Below are 19,082 nucleotides of genomic sequence, written 5' to 3'. Positions count from 1 at the left end.
GGTCAGGGGGCCGGCGGGGAGTCCGGGAGCCCGAGGAGGTCGGCCGCCTCCTCCACCGTGTGGGCGAAGAACGGCCCGGCCGGGTCGGCGGAGCCGACGAGGTGGCCGAAGAGCTCGAAGCTGACCATGCCGAAGAGCTGCGTCCAGGCGGCCAGCCCGCGGGCGAGGAGGGCGGGGTCCACGTCCGGGGCGAGCTGTGCGGCCAGGGCGGACAGCTGGCCGGCGAGCTCCCCCTCGGGGACGCGCGCCCCCGGCCGCCCCCCGGCCGGCGCGTCGCGCAGGACCGCGACCATGGCCAGGGCGACCCGGGCGGCGGGCTCGACGGTGGCCTGCGGCGCCCGGTAGCCGGGCACGGGGGTGCCGTAGACGAGGGCGTACTCGTGGGGGTGCGCGAGCGCCCAGTCCCGCACGGCGTGGCACAGGGCCCGCCACCGGGCGCGGGCGTCGCCGGGGGGCGCGGCGGCGACGGCGGCCTCGGCCCGCTCCCCCAGGGCGTCGTAGGCGTCGATGATCAGCGCGGTGAGCAGGTCGTCGCGGCTGGGGAAGTACCGGTAGAGCGCCGAGGAGACCATGCCCAGCTCGCGGGCGACGGCGCGCAGCGAGAGCTTCTGGGCGCCGTCGGCGGCGAGCTGCCGGCGGGCCTCCTCCTTGATCTCGAGGGTGAGTTCCTCACGGGCCCGCTGTCGGGCGGTTCGCGTCGCAGCCATGGGGGCAGTCTGCCACGGATCGGAGCGGTGCGCACAAACGAGAGCACTGCTCTTGACAGCCTCCGGCGGCCGGTGCCACAGTCATGGCAGACGAACCGAGAGCACCGCTCTCGAAAATCTCCCGAGGAGCCCGCCATGTCCGACGCCGCCGCGCCCCAGCCGACCCGCTACGTCCGGCCGGGCGGCCTCACCGACAAGGTCTTCAACCGTCTCGTGGCCGCCGCCACCCGGGCCGGGCTCAGCGTCTGGGGCTCCCGGGTGCTCGCCGTCCGGGGGCGCAAGAGCGGCGAGTGGCGCACCACCCCGGTCAACCTGCTCACCCACGGCGGCGAGCGCTACCTGGTCGCGCCCCGCGGCCACACCCAGTGGGTGCGCAACATCCGGGTGGCGGGCGGCGGCGAGCTGCGGCTCGGCCGGCGGGTGGAGGAGTTCCGGGCGGCGGAGCTGGCCGACGCCGACAAGCCCGAGGTGCTGCGGGCGTACCTGAAGCGGTGGAAGTTCGAGGTCGGGGTGTTCTTCGACGGCGTCGGCCCCGACGCGTCCGACGCCGAGCTGCTGCGCATCGCCCCCGGCTACCCCGTCTTCCGCGTGCTGCCCGCCCGGTAGGACCCGGGGCGGCCGCCGGGCCGCCGGGCCGCCGGGCCGCCGGGCCGCCGGGCCGCCGGGCCGCCGGGCCGCCGGGCCGCGGAGACCGCGCTGGACGCCGCGCTGGACCTGTACGACCGCACCGGCGACCCCGCCCCGGGCGCGGACCGCTCGCGCGACGGCGCGGGGCTGCCCGGACCGCTGCGCCGCCTCGCCCTGCACGGCCACCGCGGGTCGATGCTCGGCCCGGGACCGCACGGCACCGCCATGTGGGCGGCCGCCGGGACCGGCGGCGAGGTGCTGTCCGTCCGGGTGGACTACGCCGGCGACGAACGGGCCGTCGCCGACCTGGACCGGGCGATCCTCGCCTCGGGCGCGGCCGCCGTCCTGGTCACCGTGCTCGCGGGCACCCTGGCCGCCGACCGGATCAGCAGCCGGCTGCGGACCGCCGCGCGCAGCGCCCGCACCATCGCCGCCGGGGACTTCACCGCGCGCATCGGGCCGCTGGGGCGCACCCGCGACGAGGTCACCGAACTGGCCGCCGCCGTCGACTCCATGTCGGCGGCGCTGCACCGCAGGCTCCAGGCCGAGCAGCGGTTCACCGCGGACGTGGCGCACGAGCTGCGCACCCCGCTCACCGGGCTGGTGACCGCCGCGGAGCTGCTGCCGCCCGGCCGCCCCACCCAGCTGGTGCGCGGCCGGGTCGGGTCGCTGCACCGCCTGGTGGAGGACCTGCTGGAGGTGTCCCTGCTGGACGCGGGGGCGGCGCGGCCCGACGTCGCGGAGGTGCGGCTGGGCGACACGGTCCGGCGGATCGTCGGCGCCACCGGCCTGGAGGGGGTGGAGGTGCGGGTCGTCCGGGACGGCCGGATCGCCACCGACCCGCGCCGGCTGGACCGGGTGCTCTCCAACCTGGTCGTCAACGCCTGCCGGCACGGCGCTCCCCCGGTGCTGGTCACCGCCGAGGCCGCCGCGGGGGACGGCGCGGAACCCGGCGCGGCACCCGGCCCGGGGGGGGCGGCCCGGAGTGCGGCGGGGCCGTGGTGACGGTCCGCAACCACGGCACGGGCTGGCCGGAGGAGCTGCTGCGGGACGGGCCGCAGCGGTTCCGCACCGGCGCGGCGGAGCGGGGGCGCGGGCACGGGCTGGGGCTGACCATCGCCGAGGGCCACGCGGGGGTGCTGGAGGCGTCGCTGGAGTACGCGCGGGCACCCGGCGGGGGCGCGCTCGCGGTGCTCCGCCTGCCCCGGGGGCGCTGCCGTCCGGGGACTGACCACCCGTCACCAAATTGCCGCCGCGGGGAGGCCGGACCGGTCGGAGCGGCTCCCGGCCGGCCCGGGAGGCCGGCCGGGTTCCGCGCGCCGCGGGCCCGGGGCGGTCCCGGGCTGCCGGCCGGACCTCCCGGCCGGCGGCCGGGACGCACCACGGCGGGGTCCTGTCCGGTGCACCCCCTGACGTCCTCGTGCAGGTGACGATGCTGACGCCGGAGTCGAAGTCGCGGCGCGCGGCCGGCAGGAAGCCGGTGGGGGCGAACGGGCCGTCGAACAGCGGGATGCCGCTGCCGACCACGACCGGGTTGAGCTTGATGACCATGTCGTCGATCTCGTCGCGGAGCGCGGCGGCAAGCCTGCCGCCGCCGGCGAGCCAGATGCCCATGCCGTCCCGCTTCTTCAGGTCGCGCACCCGTGCGACCGGGTCGTCGGCGACGATCTCCACGCCCGGGTCGGCGGAGGTCAGGGTGCGGGAGACGACGTACTGCTCCAGGTGGGCGTAGGGGCTGGTGATGCCCGCCCTGAGGGCCGGCTCGCAGGTGCCGCGCCCCATGACCACGGTGTCGAAGTGCCGGTGGGGGATGCCGGTCAGGCCGAGCGGCCCGCGGACGTGCACCGGCATCGTCTCGGGGTACTCGGCGAGGATCGCCTCCCGGACCTCCCCCTCGAAGGGGAGGAAGTCGAAGCTGCCGTCCGGGGCGGCGATGTAGCCGTCGAGGCTGGCGGCGACGTAGTAGGTGAGCTTGCGCATCCGGTCTCTCTTCCCCGTGTGGACGCGGCGGGCCCGAACCCGAACCGCTTCACATGATGTACTGTGTTTGAAGTGGTTTCACCTTAGTACTTCACCTGAAGTGGTGTCAACGAGTTCCCGAGGATCCGCCGATGCGTCAGAACCCCTCCCGCCGCACCGCCCTGCTCGACGCCGCCATCGAGGTCCTCGCCCGTGAGGGCTCCCGGGGCCTGACGCTGCGCGCCGTCGACAAGGAGGCGGCCGTGCCCGTCGGGACGGCGTCCAACTACTTCGCCGACCGCGCCGACATGCTGGCCCAGGTCATGGGACGCACCCGCGAGCGGCTGACCCCGGATCCGGCCGAGCTGGCCGGCACGATGGACGCCGAGCCGTCGCACGAGCTGGTCAGGACCCTGATGCTGCAGCTCGTCGACCGCATGCGCCGCGACCGCAGCAGCCACCTGGCCATGCTCGAACTGCGCCTGGAGGCCACCCGGCGGCCCGGACTCCACGCGGAGCTGGCGCGCTTCCTCACCGCCGAGCTCGACGCCAACATCGACTTCCACCTGGGCTTCGGCCTGCCCGGGGACCGCACCGGGGTGGTCCTGCTCTACCTGGCCATGCTGGGGCTGGTCGTCGACGACCTGACCGTCCCGGAACTCCTCGCGCCGCACCGGCTGGACGCCCTGGTCGACGCCGCGGTGGCACGCCTCCTCCCGGAGGACGCCGCACCGGCGTAGCCTCCGCGCTCCTGCGGGCCCCGGCCCCCGAGGGCCCCGAGGGCCCGGACGCCGCCGGGGCGGGACCGGACGCCGTTGTCCGGCCCCGCCCCGGGGCTCCACCGTGCGGCGGCGTCTCCTGCGCCGAGCTCCGCCGCACGGGTGCGGTCACCGACCGCGCCGACACACCGTCAGCGCGAGTCGCTGCCCGCCGTCTCGATGGCGGCGCGGCCTGCCTCCAGGCGCGCCACCGGGATGCGGAAGGGGGAGCAGGAGACGTAGTCCAGCCCCACCTCGTGGAAGAAGTGGACGGAGTCCGGGTCGCCGCCGTGCTCGCCGCAGACCCCGAGCTTGAGGCCGGGGCGGGTGGCCCGGCCGGCCTCGGCGGCCTGCCGCACCAGCGAGCCGACGCCGTCCCGGTCGATGGTCTCGAACGGGGAGACGCCGAAAATGCCCTTCTCCAGGTAGGCGGTGAAGAAGGAGGCCTCGACGTCGTCGCGGCTGAAGCCCCACACCGTCTGGGTCAGGTCGTTGGTGCCGAAGGAGAAGAACTCGGCGGCCTCGGCGATCTGACCGGCCGTGACGGCCGCCCGCGGCAGCTCGATCATGGTACCGAGCGCGATGTCGAGGGGGACGCCGGTGGCGGCGGCGACCTCGGCGAGCACCTTCTCCGCGTCCTCGCGGACGATCTCCAGCTCCTGGACGGTGCCCACCAGCGGGATCATGATCTCCGGCCGGGGGTCGCCGCCCGCCCGGCGCCGCTCGGCGGCGGCCTCGGCGATGGCGCGGACCTGCATGGAGAACAGGCCCGGGATGACCAGGCCGAGGCGTACGCCGCGCAGGCCGAGCATCGGGTTCTGCTCGTGGAGGCGGTGGACGGCCTGGAGGAGGCGCAGGTCGTTCTCGTTGTGGTCCTTGCGGGCCTCGGCGAGGGCGACGCGCACCGACAGCTCGGTGATGTCCGGCAGGAACTCGTGCAGCGGCGGGTCCAGCAGCCGCACGGTGACCGGCAGCCCGTCCATGGCCTGGAAGAGCTCGACGAAGTCGTCCTTCTGCAGCGGCAGGAGGGTGCGCAGCGCCGACTCGCGCTCGTCGTCGGTGTCGGCGAGGATCAGCCGCTCGACCTCCTTGCGGCGCTCCTCGCCGAGGAACATGTGCTCGGTGCGGCACAGGCCGATGCCCTGGGCGCCGTACCGGCGGGCGCGCGAGGCGTCGTCGGCGTTGTCGGCGTTGGCCCGCACCCGCAGCCGGCGGCGGCCGTCGGCGTGGGACATGATCCGGTGCACGGCCTGCACCAGGCCGCCCTGCTCGTCGGCGCCGGCGTGCAGGGTGCCCTCGAAGTACTCGACGACCGGCGACGGCACGACCGGGACCTCGCCCAGGTAGACCTTGCCGGTGGAGCCGTCGATGGAGATCAGGTCGCCCTCCTCGACGACCCGGCCGTCGGCGGTGGCGAAGCGCCGCTTCTTGGTGTCGACCTCCAGCTCCTCGGCGCCGCAGACGCAGGTCTTGCCCATGCCGCGGGCGACGACGGCGGCGTGCGAGGTCTTGCCGCCGCGCGAGGTGAGGATGCCCTCGGCCGCGATCATGCCGTCGAGGTCGTCGGGGTTGGTCTCCCGGCGGACCAGGATGACCTTCTCGCCCGAGCGGGACCACTTGACGGCGGTGTAGGAGTCGAAGACGGCCTTGCCGACGGCGGCGCCGGGCGAGGCGGCGATGCCCCAGGCGATCCGGTCGGGCGCCTTCTCCCCCTGGCCGGGGCGCTCCTCGGCGAAGCGGGGGAACATCAGCTGCGCCAGCTGGGCGCCGTTGACCCGGTGCAGCGCCTCGTCGAGGTCGATCAGGCCCTGGTCGACGAGCTGCGTGGCGATGCGGAAGGCGGCCGCGGCGGTGCGCTTGCCGACCCGGGTCTGCAGCATCCACAGCTTGCCGCGCTCGATGGTGAACTCGATGTCGCAGAGGTCCCGGTAGTGGTTCTCCAGGGTCTCCATGATCCCCATGAGCTGGTCGTACGACGCCTTGTCCAGCGTCTCCAGCTCGGCGAGCGGCACGGTGTTGCGGATGCCGGCGACGACGTCCTCGCCCTGGGCGTTCTGCAGGTAGTCGCCGTACACGCCCTGGGCGCCGGTGGAGGGGTCGCGGGTGAAGGCGACGCCGGTGCCCGAGTCGGAGCCGAGGTTGCCGAAGACCATGGAGCAGACATTGACCGCGGTGGCCAGGTCGCCGGGGATGCGCTCCTGGCGGCGGTAGAGCCGGGCCCGGTCGCTGTTCCAGGACTCGAAGACCGCGCGGACGGCGAGGTCCATCTGCTCGCGGGGGTCCTGGGGGAAGTCGCGGCCGGTCTCGCTGCGGACGATGCCCTTGAACCGCTCGACCAGCTTCTCCAGGTCGCCGGCGTCCAGGTCCAGGTCGTCCGAGGTGCCCTTGGCGTGCTTGGCCTCGTCCAGCGCGTCCTCGAAGAGGCCGCCGTCGACGCCGAGCACGGTCCTGCCGAACATCTGCAGCAGGCGGCGGTAGGAGTCCCAGGCGAACCGCTCGTTGCCGGACTGGGCGGCGAGGCCGGCCACGGAGGCGTCGGAGAGGCCGATGTTGAGGACGGTGTCCATCATGCCCGGCATGGAGAACTTGGCCCCGGAGCGCACCGACACCAGGAGGGGGTCGTCGGCCTGGCCGAGGCGCTTGCCCATGGTCCGCTCCAGGGCGTCGAGGTGCGCACTCACCTCGTCGCGCAGGCCCTCGGGCTCGCTGCCGGACTCCAGGTAGACCTTGCACGCCTCGGTGGTGATGGTGAAGCCCGGAGGGACGGGCAGTCCGAGGTTGGTCATCTCGGCGAGGTTCGCGCCCTTGCCGCCGAGCAGGTCCTTGAGGTCCTTGTTGCCCTCGGTGAAGGAGTAGACGAATTTCGGCACGGGTGTTCTCCTCGCGCACGGGTCGCACGGTTGCCCTGACGGCGGAGAACATACCCATTTCGAAGGCACTTCAGCGCAACCGATAGGCCGTCAGTGGTCGCGGACCCGCGCCGGACACCCGGATCGATGCCTTCAAGGCCCGATCGCCTGCGTTTGTGAAATCGTCCTCCTGACGTTAGCGAGCGTTCATGTGTCGAAGGCGGTGAAACGTCGTGATCACCGGCGGGCGACCCTGGGTGACAGCGGATGGCACCGGGTGCCACCGCGCCTTGATTACCTGGAGGCAGGCCGCCGGTTCCGCCGGGGACTCCTTCGGGAAACGATCCGCGCCCCGCCGCGCCGCCGCCCGCCCGCGGGCCCCGTCAACCGGGCGCGCGTGTGGCAAGCGTCACGGGGGCCGTCCCACCGGGCGTACGGGGCCGGTGCGGAACGGCTCCGGATCGTGCGGGGCCGGGGGTCGGGTGGGGCCCGGCGGCGGGAGGCGGGGGCGGGGCAGGGGCGGACCGGCCGGGGCCGGGCTCAGCCGCCGGAGGTGTCCAGCTCCGCGTCGGCCCCGGGCACCGTGCAGTCGTACGGGTCGTCCAGCCAGCCCTCCGGCAGCACCACCCGGCGCTCGCCCGTGGTGCGGCCGCGCGGCCCGTCCGCGCCCTCCGGCCACGGCTGGTCCAGGTCGAGCGAGCCCAGCAGCCCCTCCAGCTCGGCCAGCGAGGAGGCGTTCGCCAGCTTCACCCGCATCTCCGAGCCCACCGAGAAGCCCTTGGTGTACCAGGCCACGTGCTTGCGGAAGTCGATGACGCCGCGCGCCTCGTCGCCGATCCACTCCCCCAGCAGCTCGGCGTGGCGCACCATGACCGCCGCGACCTGCCGGAAGGAGGGGCGCTGGTAGTCGCTCTCGCCCTCGAAGACCGAGACCAGGTCGCGGAAGAGCCACGGCCGCCCCAGGCAGCCGCGCCCCACGACCACGCCGTCGCAGCCGGTCTCCCGCATCATCCGCACCGCGTCGTCCGCCGACCAGATGTCGCCGTTGCCCAGCACCGGCACGTGGTCGGGCACCGACTCGCGCAGCCGGGCGATCGCCGACCAGTCGGCGGTGCCGCCGTAGTGCTGCACCGCGGTCCGCCCGTGCAGGGCCACCGCCGCCACGCCCTCCTCGGCGGCGATCCGCCCGGCGTCCAGGTAGGTGAGGTGGTCGTCATCGATGCCCTTGCGCATCTTGACCGTCACCGGGAGCCGGCCCGCGTTGCCCACGGCCTGCCGCAGGATCTCCCGCATGAGGTTCCGCTTGTAGGGCAGCGCGGAGCCGCCGCCCTTGCGGGTGACCTTGGGCACCGGGCAGCCGAAGTTGAGGTCGACGTGGTCGGCGAGGTCCTCGTCCGCGATCATGCGGACCGCCCGGCCGACGGTCACCGGGTCCACCCCGTAGAGCTGGATCGAGCGGGGCTGCTCGGTCGGCGCGAACCGGATCAGCCGCATCGTCTTGCGGTCCCGCTCCACCAGGGCGCGGGTGGTGATCATCTCGCTGACGAACAGCCCGCGGCCGCCGCTCTGCTCCCGGCACAGGGTGCGGAACGGCGCGTTGGTGATGCCCGCCATGGGCGCCAGCACCACCGGCGGCCACACCTGCACGGGCCCGACCCGCAGCGGCGCGGGGGCGCCCTCGGGGACGCCTGCGGAGGCGCCGTCCACGGGGGCGGCCCCCCCGGACGCGGTCCCCCCGGGGACGGTCTCCCCGGGGGCGGTCTCCCTGGGGGCGGCGGGCTCGGCGGTGGTGGTCATGCGGGCGGTTCCTCGGTTCGGGTGCGGGCGGTCCGGTCCCCCATTGTCCCCCACCGCGGCGGCGGCCCGGCGGGGGCGGACCCGAGGGGCGGACGGGCGGGCGGGACGGGCGGGCGGGGCGGACGGGAAACCGGTGGGCGGTGTCGGAGGCGGCTGGCAGGATCGGCGCATGACCGCCCCGACGACGCCCCCGCTGCCGCCCACCGTCCCCGCGGACGCCCGCAGCCGCGACGAGCTGGCCGCCCTCACCGCGGCGGGCGCCCGGCCGAAGTACCTCATGTTCTGGGGGCACCGCCCGCAGCGCGACGGCAGCCTCGGCGCAGGCTGCCTCAGCCAGTGGTGGCCCTCACCGTTCACCGTGGACGGGACCGCGTACGCGAGCGCCGAGCACTGGATGATGGCCGGGAAGGCCCGGCTGTTCGGGGACGCGGACGCCGCGGAGCGGATCCTCGCCGCCCGTACCCCGGCCGAGGCGAAGAAGCTGGGGCGGCTGGTGCGGGGGTTCGACGGGGCGGTCTGGGAGCGGGAGCGGTTCGGCCTCGTCGTGGCGGGGAGCACGGCCAAGTTCGGGCAGGACACGGCGCTCCGCGCCTATCTGCTGGGGACCGGGTCGCGGGTGCTGGTGGAGGCGAGCCCGGTGGACCGGATCTGGGGCGTCGGGCTCGCGGCGGACGACGAGCGGGCCGCCGACCCGTCCCGCTGGCGGGGGCTCAACCTGCTGGGGTTCGCCCTGATGGAGGCCCGCCGCGTCCTCGCCGGCGGACCGTCCGCACCGGAACGGTGACGGCCGGGCGGCGCCGCGAAAGGAAACCGAAGCACTCCCGTAACACCCGTGCGCGCCGGATGCGGCAGGATGACGACCGGCCATGACTCCGGGTGACGGTTCGGACGCGGTGGGTCGGTGGCCGTGCCCGAGCGGGTGAGCTGACGAGGGCCGGAGGCCGCAGGGGTGTCCGGCGGGAGGTCGCACCATGGCGGTTCACGACGGGGACACGGCGTCCGCGCAGGTCGACGCGATACGGACGCGGCTGGACGAGCTGCTGGCGGCACGCCGGTACGCCGTGCAGCGGGAGCGCAGGCTCGCAGCCGAGCTGCGGTCCGGCGGACTGCGGTCCGACGGGGCGGCCGGGGGCGTGGAGCAGGAGCTGGCGCAGGCGCGGACGTACCGGGAGCGGCTGGGCGCGGAGTGCGTGCGGCTGGGCGAGGAGCTGAAGGGGGCGGAGGCGCGGGTCCGCTGGTCGGCGGCGGTGCGGGGGGAGCACGCCCCGGCACCGGGGCAGGCTGCCGGGGCGGCGCCGGACCCGGCGGTCCCGGACCCGGCGGACGCCCCGCAGGCGGCGGCCCCGGGCGGGGGGCGGCGGGGGCGGCCGCGGCGGACGGGCGGCGCCCGGCACGGCGGGGTGTTCACGGCCGAGGGGCCGGCGGACGGGCCGGCGGAGGGGCTGCAGCCCGTGCCCGCCGCACCGGTCCGCCCGGTGGGTGCCCGCTTCGGCGGCGCCGCCGGGGAGCCGGTCCCGGCGGACGCCCCGCAGGGCACCGGGCGGGGGCGGGGCGGACGGGAGCAGCGGGAGCAGCGGGGACGGCGGGAGTACGGCGAGCACCGGGAGCAGCACCCGGGACGGGCGCAGCGGACGGTGCGGCCCGCCGGACGCGAGCACCCGGGCGGGGAGGACCCGTCCGCGCAGGACACGTCCGCGCAGGACACGTCCGCGCAGGCCCGGCCCGCGGAGGAGCCGTCGGCGGAGGCCCGGCCCGCGGCGCGGCACACCGCCGCGGCGGGCGCGCTCGCGGCCCGGGTCCGGGCCCTGTACGCGGGCGGCCAGGGGCAGCAGGCGGCGCGGGAGGTGGCCGCGGCGGCGGTGTCGCTGAGCCCGGCCGACGTGGCCGTGCTGGCCGGGCGGCTGCACGCCGACGGGCCGCCCGGCTCGTCGGCGTACCTGGCGCGGGCCGCGGCCGGGGGCGGACCGGGGCAGGTCGCCGGGGTGCTGGCGCTGCTGCGGCAGGCGGAGCTGGTCGAGGAGGCGCAGGAGCTGTTCCACCGGCTGTGGGCGTGGCCGCCGGACCGGCTGGTGCCGCTGTTCGACGCCCTGGAGCGGACCGGTCAGGCCGCGGACGCGGCGACCCTGCTGTGGGAGTCGGCGTCGGCGCCGCCCGCCGGGGTGGCCGCGCTGGCGGCGGCGCTGGCCGACGCGGGGCGGGACGCGGACCTGCGGAGCCTGCTGGGGCAGGCGTCCAGCCGCGCGCCCGGGGAGGTGGCCGCCCTGGCGGCCGCGCTGGCCGGGGCGGGACGGGCGGCGGAGTGCCGGGTCCTGCTGCGGGCGGTGGTCCGCGGCCGGACGGCGGACGACGTGGCCGGGCTGGGCTCGGCGCTGACCGTGCGGGGGCTGCCGGAGGTGTACGGGGTGCTGCTGGAGGCGGCCGGGGAGGCCGAGCCGGGACGCCGCCGCGACGTCGCGGCGGCGCTGCGGCTGGCGGACCTGCCGCTGGAGGCGCCCGCCGCCCCGGGGCGCGGACTGCGGGGCCGCCGGGGCCGCTGACCGACCGGGCCGACCGGGCCGACCGGACTGACCGGCATGGAAAGGCACGGGAGGGCGCCGGAGGGCGCGGGAGGAAGCACGAGGGGCGGCCCGCCGGGATCCCGGCGGGCCGCCCCTGCACGTGCGGGCCGGTGTCAGCAGCCGATGAGACGGGCGGCCAGGTAGCCCTTGACCTGGTCCAGGGAGACGCGCTCCTGGGCCATGGTGTCGCGCTCGCGGACGGTCACCGCGTTGTCCTCGAGGGTGTCGAAGTCGACGGTGACGCAGAACGGGGTGCCGATCTCGTCCTGGCGGCGGTAGCGCTTGCCGATGGCGCCGGCGTCGTCGAACTCCACGTTCCACGCCTGGCGGAGGTCGGCGGCGAGGCCGCGGGCCTTCGGGGAGAGGTCGGCGTTGCGGGAGAGCGGCAGGACCGCGACCTTGACCGGGGCCAGGCGCGGGTCCAGGCGCATGCCGACGCGCTTCTCCATGACGCCCTTGGCGTTGGGGGCCTCGTCCTCGAAGTAGGCGTCGAGGAGGAAGGCGAGCATGGCGCGGTTGAGGCCGGCCGCCGGCTCGATGACGTAGGGGAACCAGCGCTCGCCGGACTCCTGGTCGAAGTACTTCAGGTCCTGGCCGGAGTGCTCGGCGTGCACCGCGAGGTCGTAGTCGGTGCGGTTGGCGACGCCCTCCAGCTCGGAGAACTCGCTGCCGCCGAAGTTGAAGCGGTACTCGATGTCCACCGTGCGCTTGGCGTAGTGGGAGAGCTTCTCCTTGGGGTGCTCGAAGAAGCGCATGTTCTCCTCGCGCAGGCCGAGGCCGGTGTACCAGTTCCAGCGCTCCTGGAGCCAGTACTCGTGCCACTGCTCGTCCTCGCCCGGCTTGACGAAGAACTCCATCTCCATCTGCTCGAACTCGCGGGTGCGGAAGATGAAGTTGCCCGGCGTGATCTCGTTGCGGAAGGACTTGCCGGTCTGGGCGATGCCGAACGGCGGCTTCTTGCGCGAGGTCTGCTGGACGGCCTTGAAGTTGGTGAAGATGCCCTGGGCGGTCTCCGGGCGCAGGTAGGACAGCCCGGAGGCGTCCTCGGTGACGCCGAGGTGGGTCTTCAGCATGCCGGAGAACTGCTTGGGCTCGGTGAAGGCGCCCTTGTTGCCGCAGTTGGGGCAGTTGACGTCGGAGAGGCCCCCGGCCGGGACGTGGCCGTGCTTGGCCTCGTACGCCTCCTCCAGGTGGTCCGCGCGGAACCGCTTGTGGCAGGAGAGGCACTCGGTCAGCGGGTCGTTGAAGGTGGCGACGTGGCCGGACGCCTCCCAGACCTCGCGGGCGAGGATCACGGAGGAGTCGATGCCCACGACGTCCTCGCGGCCGGTGACCATGGAGCGCCACCACTGCCGCTTGATGTTCTCCTTGAGCTCGACGCCCAGTGGCCCGTAGTCCCAGGCGGCGCGCTGACCGCCGTAGATCTCGCTGCAGGGGTAGACGAAGCCACGGCGCTTGCTCAGGCTGACGATCGTGTCGATCTTGTCGGCGGCCACAGTGCTCTCTTCAGTACGACGACGCGGGCAAGGACTCGGGGAGGGTGCCGCGGCGGGGCGGCACGACCGAATGCCTCAGGTTACCGGCCCCGGGCGGAGGGGTTTCAAATCCCTTGCCCGCTGCGGCGGCGCCACGGCGGTCCGATCGTCCGAACAGCTGAGAATTGACAATCGTTTCCACTTTAAATGAGAATGGTTGTCATGAGCCACATACGCGCCCTCGCCCTCATAGCCGCGGCCGCCGCGGCCGTCCTGGCCCTCGCGGCCTGCGGCGCGGGCGGCCCGGTGGCGCGCGCCGACGGCCGGCTGGGCGTCGTCGCCTCCTTCTACCCCCTGCAGTACCTGGCCGAGCAGATCGGCGGCCCCCACGTCGCCGTCACCGACCTCACCTCCCCCGGCGTCGAGCCCCACGACCTGGAGCTCTCCCCCCGCCAGGTCGCCTCCGTGGGCTCCGCCGGACTGGTCGTCTACCTCAAGGGGCTCCAGCCCGCCGTGGACGAGGCCGTGCGGCAGTCCGGGGCCCGCCGCGTCGTCGAGGCCTCCTCCCTCACCCCGCTCGCCGACCACCACCTCGACGAGGGCGGGGACGGGCCGGGCGGGAGCGGCGACCGGGCCGCCGGCGCCGGGGCGGAACCGCACGCCCACGCCACCGGCGACCCCCACGTCTGGCTCGACCCCGCCCGCTACGCCGTCCTCGCCCGCGGCGTCGGCCGCGGCCTCGCCGAGGCCGACCCCGCACACGCGGCCGACTACCGCAGGAGGACGGACGCGATGGTCGCCCGCCTCGCCGCCCTGGACGCGGAGTTCCGGACCGGACTCGCGCCCTACCGGGGCCGCGACTTCGTCACGAGCCACGCCGCCTTCGGCTACCTCGCCGACCGGTACGGCATCCGCCAGGTCGCCGTCAGCGGCGTGGACCCCGAGTCCGAACCGAGCCCCGCCCGGCTCGCCGCCATCCAGCGCCAGGCGCGCGCCCACGGGGTGACGACGGTCTTCTTCGAGACCCTCAGCAACCCGAAGCTCGCCGCGACCCTCGCTGCCGACCTCCACCTGCGGACCGCCGTGCTCGACCCGGTCGAAGGGGTCAAGGACTCCTCCCGGGACGACTACTTCTCGGTCCAGCGGCAGAACCTGAAGAACCTCGAGACAGCCTTCGGAGGCGCCCGATGACCTCCCCGCCCGCATCCGCCGGCACCGGCACGGACCCGGCCGTCCGCCTGCTCGGCGGCGCCGCCTCCCTGGGCGGCCGGCCCGTCCTGCGCGGCGTCGACCTCACCGTGCGCCCCGGCGAGGTCGTCTCGCTGCTCGGCGCCAACGGCTCCGGGAAGTCCACCACCATCCGCGCCGTGATGGGCTCGGTGCCGCTGCAGCGGGGCACCCTGGAGCTGTTCGGCACCCCGTACGGCAGGTTCCGGGCCTGGCACCGCGTCGGCTACGTGCCGCAGCGCACCAGCGCGGCCTCCGGCGTGCCCGCGAGCGTGCGGGAGGTCGTCTCCACCGGGCGCCTCTCCCGGCACGGGCTGCGGCCCTTCCGCCGCCGCGACCGCGAGGCCGTCGACCGGGCGCTGGACGCCGTCGGCATGCTGGACCGGGCCGGCGACGGCGTCGGCGACCTCTCCGGCGGCCAGCAGCAGCGGGTGCTCATCGCCCGCGCCATGGTCGGCGAACCCGACCTGCTGGTGATGGACGAGCCGATGGCCGGGGTCGACCTGGCCAGCCAGCAGGTGCTGGCCGACACCCTGGAGCGGGAGGTGCGGCGCGGCGCCGCCGTGCTGCTGGTGCTGCACGAGCTGGGCCCGCTGGAGCCGCTGATCGACCGGGCGGTGGTGCTGCGCGACGGCTGCGTGGCCCACGACGGGCCGCCGCCGCCCGCCGCCGGTCAGCACGCCCTGCCCGGCCACGACCACGTCCATCCGCACGGCGGCGACCACGACCGCCGTGCCCGCACGACCGCACCGGGGCTGCTGCCGTGACCGAGATGCTGAACGCCGCCTTCATGCAGCGGGCCCTGCTCGCCGCCCTGCTGATCGGGGTCACCGCGCCCGCCGTCGGCCTCTACCTGGTGCAGCGCCGCCAGGCGATCATGGGCGACGGCATCGGCCACGTCGCCCTCACCGGCGTCTCGCTGGGCTTCCTGCTGAACACCAGTCCCGTCTGGATGGCCACGCTGGTCGCGTCCGCCGGCGCGGTGGTGATGGAGCTGATCCGCGAGCGCGGCCGCACCCGCGGCGACATCGCGCTGGCCATGCTCTTCTACGGCGGCATGGCGGGCGGCGCGCTGATCATCAAGCTCTCGCCCGACGGCTCGATGGCCAACCTCACCAGCTACCTGTGGGGCTCGATCCTCACCGTCTCCACGGCCGACATCGCCACCGTCGGGGTGCTCGCGGCCCTCGTCACCGCGATCACCTTCGGCCTGCGGCGGCAGCTCTTCGCCGTCTGCCAGGACGAGGAGTTCGCCCGGGTCACCGGGCTGCCGGTGCGGCTGCTCAACCTGCTGCTGGCGGTCACCGCCGCCGTCACCGTCACCGTGGCCATGCGGGTGGTCGGCCTGCTGCTGGTGAGCGCCCTGATGGTGGTCCCGGTCGCCGCGGCCCAGCAGGTCACCCGGTCCTTCGCCGCCACCCAGGCGCTGGCGGTCGGCATCGGCGTGGCGGTCTCCCTCACCGGCACCACCGCCTCCTACTACCAGGACCTGCCGCCCGGCCCCGCCATCGTGGTGCTCGCCATGGTCGTCTTCGGCCTGATCGGGGTCCTGGCCGTGCCCCTGGCCCGGCGCCGCCACCGCACCGGGGGCGGCGGCGCGGAACCGGCCGCCTGCGACCTGGTGCTGCCCGGTCCGCGGGAGGACACCGGGAGCGGGCAGGGGCCCGCGCGGGGGGCCGCGCTGGCAGAATGAGGGCCCCGGCACCGCCGGCCGCAGGACCCGGCGCTCCCCGGCCACGGGCCGGTGCGGCGGGCCCGCCGACCGCACCCACCGCACCCACCGCACCCACCGCACCGAGACCATCGACCGCACCGACCACCGAGGAGGACTCACGGTGACCACCGCCAGCCCGTCGCCGCGTGCCCGGTCGACCCGGCAGCGCGCCGCCGTGTCCGCCGCCCTGGACGAGATCCAGGACTTCCGCAGCGCCCAGGAGCTGCACGACCTCCTCCGCCACCGGGGCGACTCGGTCGGCCTGACCACCGTCTACCGCACCCTGCAGTCGCTGGCCGACGCGGGCGAGGTCGACGTGCTGCGCACCGCCGACGGCGAGGCCGTGTACCGGCGGTGCAGCAGCGGGCACCACCACCACCTGGTGTGCCGCAGCTGCGGGCGCACGGTGGAGGTCGAGGGCCCCGCCGTGGAGCGGTGGGCCGACGCGGTCGCCGCCGAGCACGGGTTCTCGGACATCTCCCACACCCTGGAGATCTTCGGCACCTGCGCCGCCTGCTCCGGCGGGGCCTGCTCCGGCGTCGGCTGACGGGGCGCGGACCCGGAGCAGGGGCGGGGCCGTGCGCGAGGGGCCCGGGAGGCGGCGACCGCCTCCCGGGCCCCTCGCCGCGTCTCAGCGCTGCTGCTGGGCGGGTATCCCCCCGGCTTCGGGCAGCCCCTCGGCGGCCCCGTCGGCCGCGCTCCCGGCCGGCCCGCTCCCGGCCGGCCCGCCGGAGGCCGCCTCGTTGGGCAGGGCGCCGCCGAAGCGGCGGTCGCGCATCGCGTACTGCTCGCAGGCGCGCCACAGGTCGCGGCGGTCGAAGTCCGGCCAGAGGACGTCCTGGAAGACGAACTCGGCGTACGCGGACTGCCAGAGCAGGAAGTTCGAGGTCCGCTGCTCGCCGCTGGGCCGCAGGAAGAGGTCCACGTCCGGCATGTCGCGGTGGTAGAGGTAGCGGGCGAAGGTCTTCTCGTTGACCTTGCCCGGGTCGAGCCGGCCCGCGGCGACGTCCTCGGCGATCGCGGCGGCGGCGTCGGCGATCTCGGCGCGGCCGCCGTAGTTGACGCACATGTACAGCGTCACCAGGTCGTTGTCCCTGGTCTGCTCCTCGGCGACCTGGAGCTCCTGCACGACGCTCTTCCACAGCTTCGGCATCCGCCCGGCCCAGCGGACCCGCACGCCGAGGGCGTCCATCTCGTCGCGGCGGCGGTGGATGACGTCGCGGTTGAAGTTCATGAGGAAGCGCACCTCCTCGGGCGAGCGCTTCCAGTTCTCGGTGGAGAAGGCGTAGAGGGAGAGGTTCCTCACGCCCAGCTCGATGCAGCCCTTGAGGACGTCGAGCACGACGCCCTCGCCGACCTTGTGGCCCTCGGTGCGGGGCAGGCCGCGCTCCTTGGCCCAGCGGCCGTTGCCGTCCATGACGATGGCGACGTGGTTCGGGACCAGCTCGCCGGGGATCTTCGGCGGCTGCGCGCCGCTCGGGTGCGGGCTGGGCGGCAGGTAGGTCCGCTGCCGTCCGCCGCCGAAGAGCCGTCGTGCTGCCATCGCCTACTTCTCCACGTATCTCAGGGAACGGAGGCCCCGCTCGAGGTGCCACTGCAGGTAGGCAGCGACCAGGCCGCTGCCCTCCCGGCAGTGCCGCGGCTCGCAGGCGTCCGCGGTCTCCCAGTCGCCGGAGAGCAGCGCACCGAGCAGTTCCAGTGTCTCAGGGGAGGGTACGGCACTGCCGGGGACCCGGCAGTCGCCGCACAGGACCCCGCCCGCCTGCAGGGAGAAGAACCGGTTGGGCCCCTCCATGCCGCACTTGGCGCAGTCGTCGAAGGTGGCGCCGTAGCCGTTGACGGCGAGGGAGCGCAGCAGGAAGGCGTCCAGCACCAGGTGGGCGTCGTGGGCGCCGGACGCCAGCGTGCGCAGGCCGCCGACGAGCAGCAGGTACTGCTGGACGGCGGGCTCGCCCTCGTTCTCGGTGAACCGCTCGGCGGTCTCCAGCATGGCGGTGCCGGCGGTGTAGCGGCCGTAGTCGGAGACGATGCCACCGCCGTAGGGGGCGATGGTCTCCACCTGGGTGCACAGCGGCAGGCCGCGGCCGACGAGGTCGCTGCCGCGGGCGAAGAACTGCACGTCGACGTGGGAGAAGGGCTCCAGCCGGGCGCCGAACTTGGACTTGGTGCGCCGCACGCCGCGTGCCACCGCCCGCACCCGGCCGTGGTGGCGGGTGAGGAGGGTGATGATGCGGTCGGCCTCGCCCAGCTTCTGGGTGCGCAGCACGATGCCGTCGTCGCGGTAGAGGCTCATGCGGTGCGGCCCGGGCGGGGGCGGGGGGCGGGGGCGGGGTGCGGCATGGTGCCATTCTCCCGCATCCGGACCGGGCTCCGGGGGCGGGCGGGCGCAGGCGCCGCGGGTGGCGGACGCGGGCGGACGCAGGGACCACGGGTGGCGGGCGGGGCGCGGGCCGCGGAGGTCCCCGGGGGCCCGCACCGGGGGCGCCGCGGGCCGCTGCAGGGCGGGCGCCCGCGCCGGTGCGGGTCCGGGCAGGCCCGGGAGGGGGACGCGGGCCCGTCCTTGGGAGGCGTGCCTAGGAGTGCGGCGTGCGGGCCGCCGCCTCCAGCAGCTCCGCGATCCGGTCCTCGCCGAGCTGCAGGCAGTGGCCGACGGCGGCGAGGGCGTCGCGCTCGGCGGGCCGGTAGGGGCCGTCGGCGAGGGCGATCCAGGCGCCCTGGAGCAGGAGCCGCTCCAGTCCCTGCGGGGCGAGGTGGGGGGCGAGCGGCTCCAGGGCGGCGTGGAGCTCGATCGCGAGGCCGCCGCCGATGCCGCCGTACACGGCGTCGAGGGGCGCGGCGTCGAGGGGCAGGGCGCCGAGGGGCAGGGAGCCGCGGGGGTCGCCGCCCGGGGCGGAGCCGAGGCCGGAGAGCGCCGCGAGGGCGGCGAGCACCTGGGCCTCGCCGCAGTCCTCGAAGCCGGCCTCCCGGATCACCCCGCAGGCGGCCTCGCGGGTGGGGCGGCTGGCGGCACCGCCGGCGGCGAGGACGGCGAGCGCGACGGTGTACTGGGCGTCGCGCAGCATGGCGGAGAGCCGGGTGCAGGTGGGACGCTCCAGGGCGGAGGGCGCGCAGCGGGCGCGGCAGGCGGTGCACTGGACGCTGGTGCCGGCCGGTCCGAGGGGCAGCACGGGGGCGCCGAGCAGGCGCAGCCAGCGGCGGCCCCGCTGCCGGCGGTAGTTGCGGTCGCCGCCGCAGCCGGAGCAGAAGAACTCACCGAGGACCTCGGTCCGCCATGCCGGACGGACACCCCACAGACGCGTCACAGGCGCACTCCCCTGTCACTGCCGGCGTCCCCTGCCCGTCACCCACGGGCGAGGTCACGCAACCGAGCACTCAGGGGCGTCCCACCGACCCCGCTGTCGGTTGGGTCGA

At 75.5% G+C, this 19,082-nt stretch carries 17 protein-coding genes and 1 pseudogene; 10 read left to right on the top strand and 8 right to left on the bottom strand.

Annotation, left to right across the window (positions count from 1 at the left end):
* Positions 1–2: 2 nt before the first annotated feature.
* Positions 3–707, bottom strand: a complete 705-nt coding sequence (locus tag ACFY07_RS18710) for a TetR/AcrR family transcriptional regulator (protein ID WP_390869774.1) — start codon at positions 705–707, stop codon at positions 3–5.
* 135 nt (positions 708–842) lie between these two features.
* Between ACFY07_RS18710 and ACFY07_RS18705 the strand changes: the two genes are divergently transcribed.
* From ACFY07_RS18705 to ACFY07_RS18695, 3 genes are all read left to right on the top strand, one after another.
* Positions 843–1,313 carry a nitroreductase family deazaflavin-dependent oxidoreductase gene (locus tag ACFY07_RS18705; RefSeq protein WP_390869773.1) on the top strand — a complete coding sequence of 157 codons (471 nt, stop codon included), beginning with the start codon at positions 843–845 and terminating at the stop codon, positions 1,311–1,313.
* A gap of 216 nt (positions 1,314–1,529) precedes the next feature.
* The gene (locus ACFY07_RS18700; RefSeq protein ID WP_390869771.1) at positions 1,530–2,339 is read left to right on the top strand and encodes a histidine kinase dimerization/phospho-acceptor domain-containing protein; all 810 of its coding nucleotides are present in this window, start codon (positions 1,530–1,532) and stop codon (positions 2,337–2,339) included.
* Entirely contained in the window at positions 2,333–2,764 is a 432-nt protein-coding gene (locus ACFY07_RS18695; RefSeq protein WP_390869769.1) for an ATP-binding protein, read from the top strand. Before ACFY07_RS18700 ends, ACFY07_RS18695 begins: the two co-directional genes overlap by 7 nt.
* A 121-nt stretch (positions 2,765–2,885) precedes the next feature.
* Here ACFY07_RS18695 and ACFY07_RS18690 read toward each other — a convergent pair.
* Positions 2,886–3,314: pseudogene (locus tag ACFY07_RS18690) on the bottom strand (dihydrofolate reductase family protein); the annotation flags it as partial.
* A gap of 131 nt (positions 3,315–3,445) precedes the next feature.
* On the opposite strand from ACFY07_RS18690, the gene ACFY07_RS18685 reads away from it, so the two are divergent.
* Positions 3,446–4,033, top strand: a complete 588-nt coding sequence (locus tag ACFY07_RS18685; RefSeq protein WP_390869768.1) for a TetR/AcrR family transcriptional regulator — start codon at positions 3,446–3,448, stop codon at positions 4,031–4,033.
* A gap of 170 nt (positions 4,034–4,203) precedes the next feature.
* Here the strand turns inward: ACFY07_RS18685 and ppdK are convergent, their stop codons facing one another.
* Together ppdK and dusB are read right to left on the bottom strand one after the other, a co-directional pair.
* Positions 4,204–6,921: a pyruvate, phosphate dikinase gene (gene ppdK, locus ACFY07_RS18680; protein WP_390869766.1), complete on the bottom strand. Its 2,718-nt coding sequence runs from the start codon at positions 6,919–6,921 to the stop codon at positions 4,204–4,206.
* Positions 6,922–7,440: 519 nt separating this feature from the next.
* Positions 7,441–8,697, bottom strand: a complete 1,257-nt coding sequence (dusB, locus tag ACFY07_RS18675) for a tRNA dihydrouridine synthase DusB (protein WP_390869764.1) — start codon at positions 8,695–8,697, stop codon at positions 7,441–7,443.
* A 169-nt stretch (positions 8,698–8,866) separates the two neighbouring features.
* On the opposite strand from dusB, the gene ACFY07_RS18670 reads away from it, so the two are divergent.
* Positions 8,867–9,481 carry an NADAR family protein gene (locus tag ACFY07_RS18670; protein WP_390869762.1) on the top strand — a complete coding sequence of 205 codons (615 nt, stop codon included), beginning with the start codon at positions 8,867–8,869 and terminating at the stop codon, positions 9,479–9,481.
* A 187-nt stretch (positions 9,482–9,668) separates the two neighbouring features.
* Entirely contained in the window at positions 9,669–11,234 is a 1,566-nt protein-coding gene (locus ACFY07_RS18665) for a hypothetical protein (protein WP_390869760.1), read from the top strand.
* 134 nt (positions 11,235–11,368) lie between these two features.
* On the opposite strand, the gene ACFY07_RS18660 is transcribed toward ACFY07_RS18665, so the two are convergent.
* The gene (locus tag ACFY07_RS18660) at positions 11,369–12,751 is read right to left on the bottom strand and encodes a glycine--tRNA ligase (RefSeq protein ID WP_230649857.1); all 1,383 of its coding nucleotides are present in this window, start codon (positions 12,749–12,751) and stop codon (positions 11,369–11,371) included.
* A gap of 201 nt (positions 12,752–12,952) precedes the next feature.
* Here ACFY07_RS18660 and ACFY07_RS18655 point away from each other — a divergent pair, with 201 nt between their 5' ends.
* The 4 genes from ACFY07_RS18655 (at position 12,953) to ACFY07_RS18640 (ending at position 16,218) form a co-directional block, all read left to right on the top strand.
* Entirely contained in the window at positions 12,953–13,921 is a 969-nt protein-coding gene (locus ACFY07_RS18655) for a metal ABC transporter substrate-binding protein (protein WP_390869758.1), read from the top strand.
* Positions 13,918–14,724, top strand: a complete 807-nt coding sequence (locus ACFY07_RS18650) for a metal ABC transporter ATP-binding protein (RefSeq protein WP_390869756.1) — start codon at positions 13,918–13,920, stop codon at positions 14,722–14,724. The genes ACFY07_RS18655 and ACFY07_RS18650 overlap by 4 nt, the downstream gene beginning before the upstream one ends.
* Positions 14,725–14,729: 5 nt before the next feature.
* Positions 14,730–15,650 carry a metal ABC transporter permease gene (locus ACFY07_RS18645; RefSeq protein WP_230650238.1) on the top strand — a complete coding sequence of 307 codons (921 nt, stop codon included), beginning with the start codon at positions 14,730–14,732 and terminating at the stop codon, positions 15,648–15,650.
* A 142-nt stretch (positions 15,651–15,792) separates the two neighbouring features.
* A complete protein-coding gene (locus ACFY07_RS18640; protein WP_390869754.1) occupies positions 15,793–16,218 on the top strand; it encodes a Fur family transcriptional regulator in 426 nt (141 codons plus the stop codon).
* An 84-nt stretch (positions 16,219–16,302) separates the two neighbouring features.
* On the opposite strand, the gene ACFY07_RS18635 is transcribed toward ACFY07_RS18640, so the two are convergent.
* The 3 genes from ACFY07_RS18635 to ACFY07_RS18625 form a co-directional block, all read right to left on the bottom strand.
* On the bottom strand, positions 16,303–17,214 hold the full coding sequence (locus tag ACFY07_RS18635; RefSeq protein ID WP_390869752.1) for an isoprenyl transferase: 912 nt from the start codon (positions 17,212–17,214) through the stop codon (positions 16,303–16,305).
* Positions 17,215–17,217: 3 nt separating this feature from the next.
* The gene (recO, locus tag ACFY07_RS18630; protein WP_390869750.1) at positions 17,218–17,964 is read right to left on the bottom strand and encodes a DNA repair protein RecO; all 747 of its coding nucleotides are present in this window, start codon (positions 17,962–17,964) and stop codon (positions 17,218–17,220) included.
* 280 nt (positions 17,965–18,244) lie between these two features.
* A complete protein-coding gene (locus ACFY07_RS18625) occupies positions 18,245–18,973 on the bottom strand; it encodes a TerB family tellurite resistance protein (protein ID WP_390869748.1) in 729 nt (242 codons plus the stop codon).
* Positions 18,974–19,082: the final 109 nt, after the last annotated feature.

The organism is Streptomyces sp. NPDC001380, assembly GCF_042895785.1.
In the GTDB taxonomy this organism is placed as follows: domain Bacteria; phylum Actinomycetota; class Actinomycetes; order Streptomycetales; family Streptomycetaceae; genus Peterkaempfera.
This window is presented reverse-complemented; position numbering and strand designations above follow the sequence as displayed.

Excerpts from the sequence above, each read along its gene's own strand:
- ACFY07_RS18710 (WP_390869774.1), bottom strand. The coding sequence starts at position 707 with ATGGCTGCGACGCGAACCGCCCGACAGCGGGCCCGTGAGGAACTCACC.
- ACFY07_RS18705 (WP_390869773.1), top strand. The coding sequence starts at position 843 with ATGTCCGACGCCGCCGCGCCCCAGCCGACCCGCTACGTCCGGCCGGGC.
- ACFY07_RS18700 (WP_390869771.1), top strand. The coding sequence starts at position 1,530 with ATGCTCGGCCCGGGACCGCACGGCACCGCCATGTGGGCGGCCGCCGGG.
- ACFY07_RS18685 (WP_390869768.1), top strand. The coding sequence starts at position 3,446 with ATGCGTCAGAACCCCTCCCGCCGCACCGCCCTGCTCGACGCCGCCATC.
- dusB (WP_390869764.1), bottom strand. The coding sequence starts at position 8,697 with ATGACCACCACCGCCGAGCCCGCCGCCCCCAGGGAGACCGCCCCCGGG.
- ACFY07_RS18670 (WP_390869762.1), top strand. The coding sequence starts at position 8,867 with ATGACCGCCCCGACGACGCCCCCGCTGCCGCCCACCGTCCCCGCGGAC.
- ACFY07_RS18665 (WP_390869760.1), top strand. The coding sequence starts at position 9,669 with ATGGCGGTTCACGACGGGGACACGGCGTCCGCGCAGGTCGACGCGATA.
- ACFY07_RS18655 (WP_390869758.1), top strand. The coding sequence starts at position 12,953 with ATGAGCCACATACGCGCCCTCGCCCTCATAGCCGCGGCCGCCGCGGCC.
- ACFY07_RS18650 (WP_390869756.1), top strand. The coding sequence starts at position 13,918 with ATGACCTCCCCGCCCGCATCCGCCGGCACCGGCACGGACCCGGCCGTC.
- ACFY07_RS18645 (WP_230650238.1), top strand. The coding sequence starts at position 14,730 with ATGCTGAACGCCGCCTTCATGCAGCGGGCCCTGCTCGCCGCCCTGCTG.
- ACFY07_RS18635 (WP_390869752.1), bottom strand. The coding sequence starts at position 17,214 with ATGGCAGCACGACGGCTCTTCGGCGGCGGACGGCAGCGGACCTACCTG.
- recO (WP_390869750.1), bottom strand. The coding sequence starts at position 17,964 with ATGAGCCTCTACCGCGACGACGGCATCGTGCTGCGCACCCAGAAGCTG.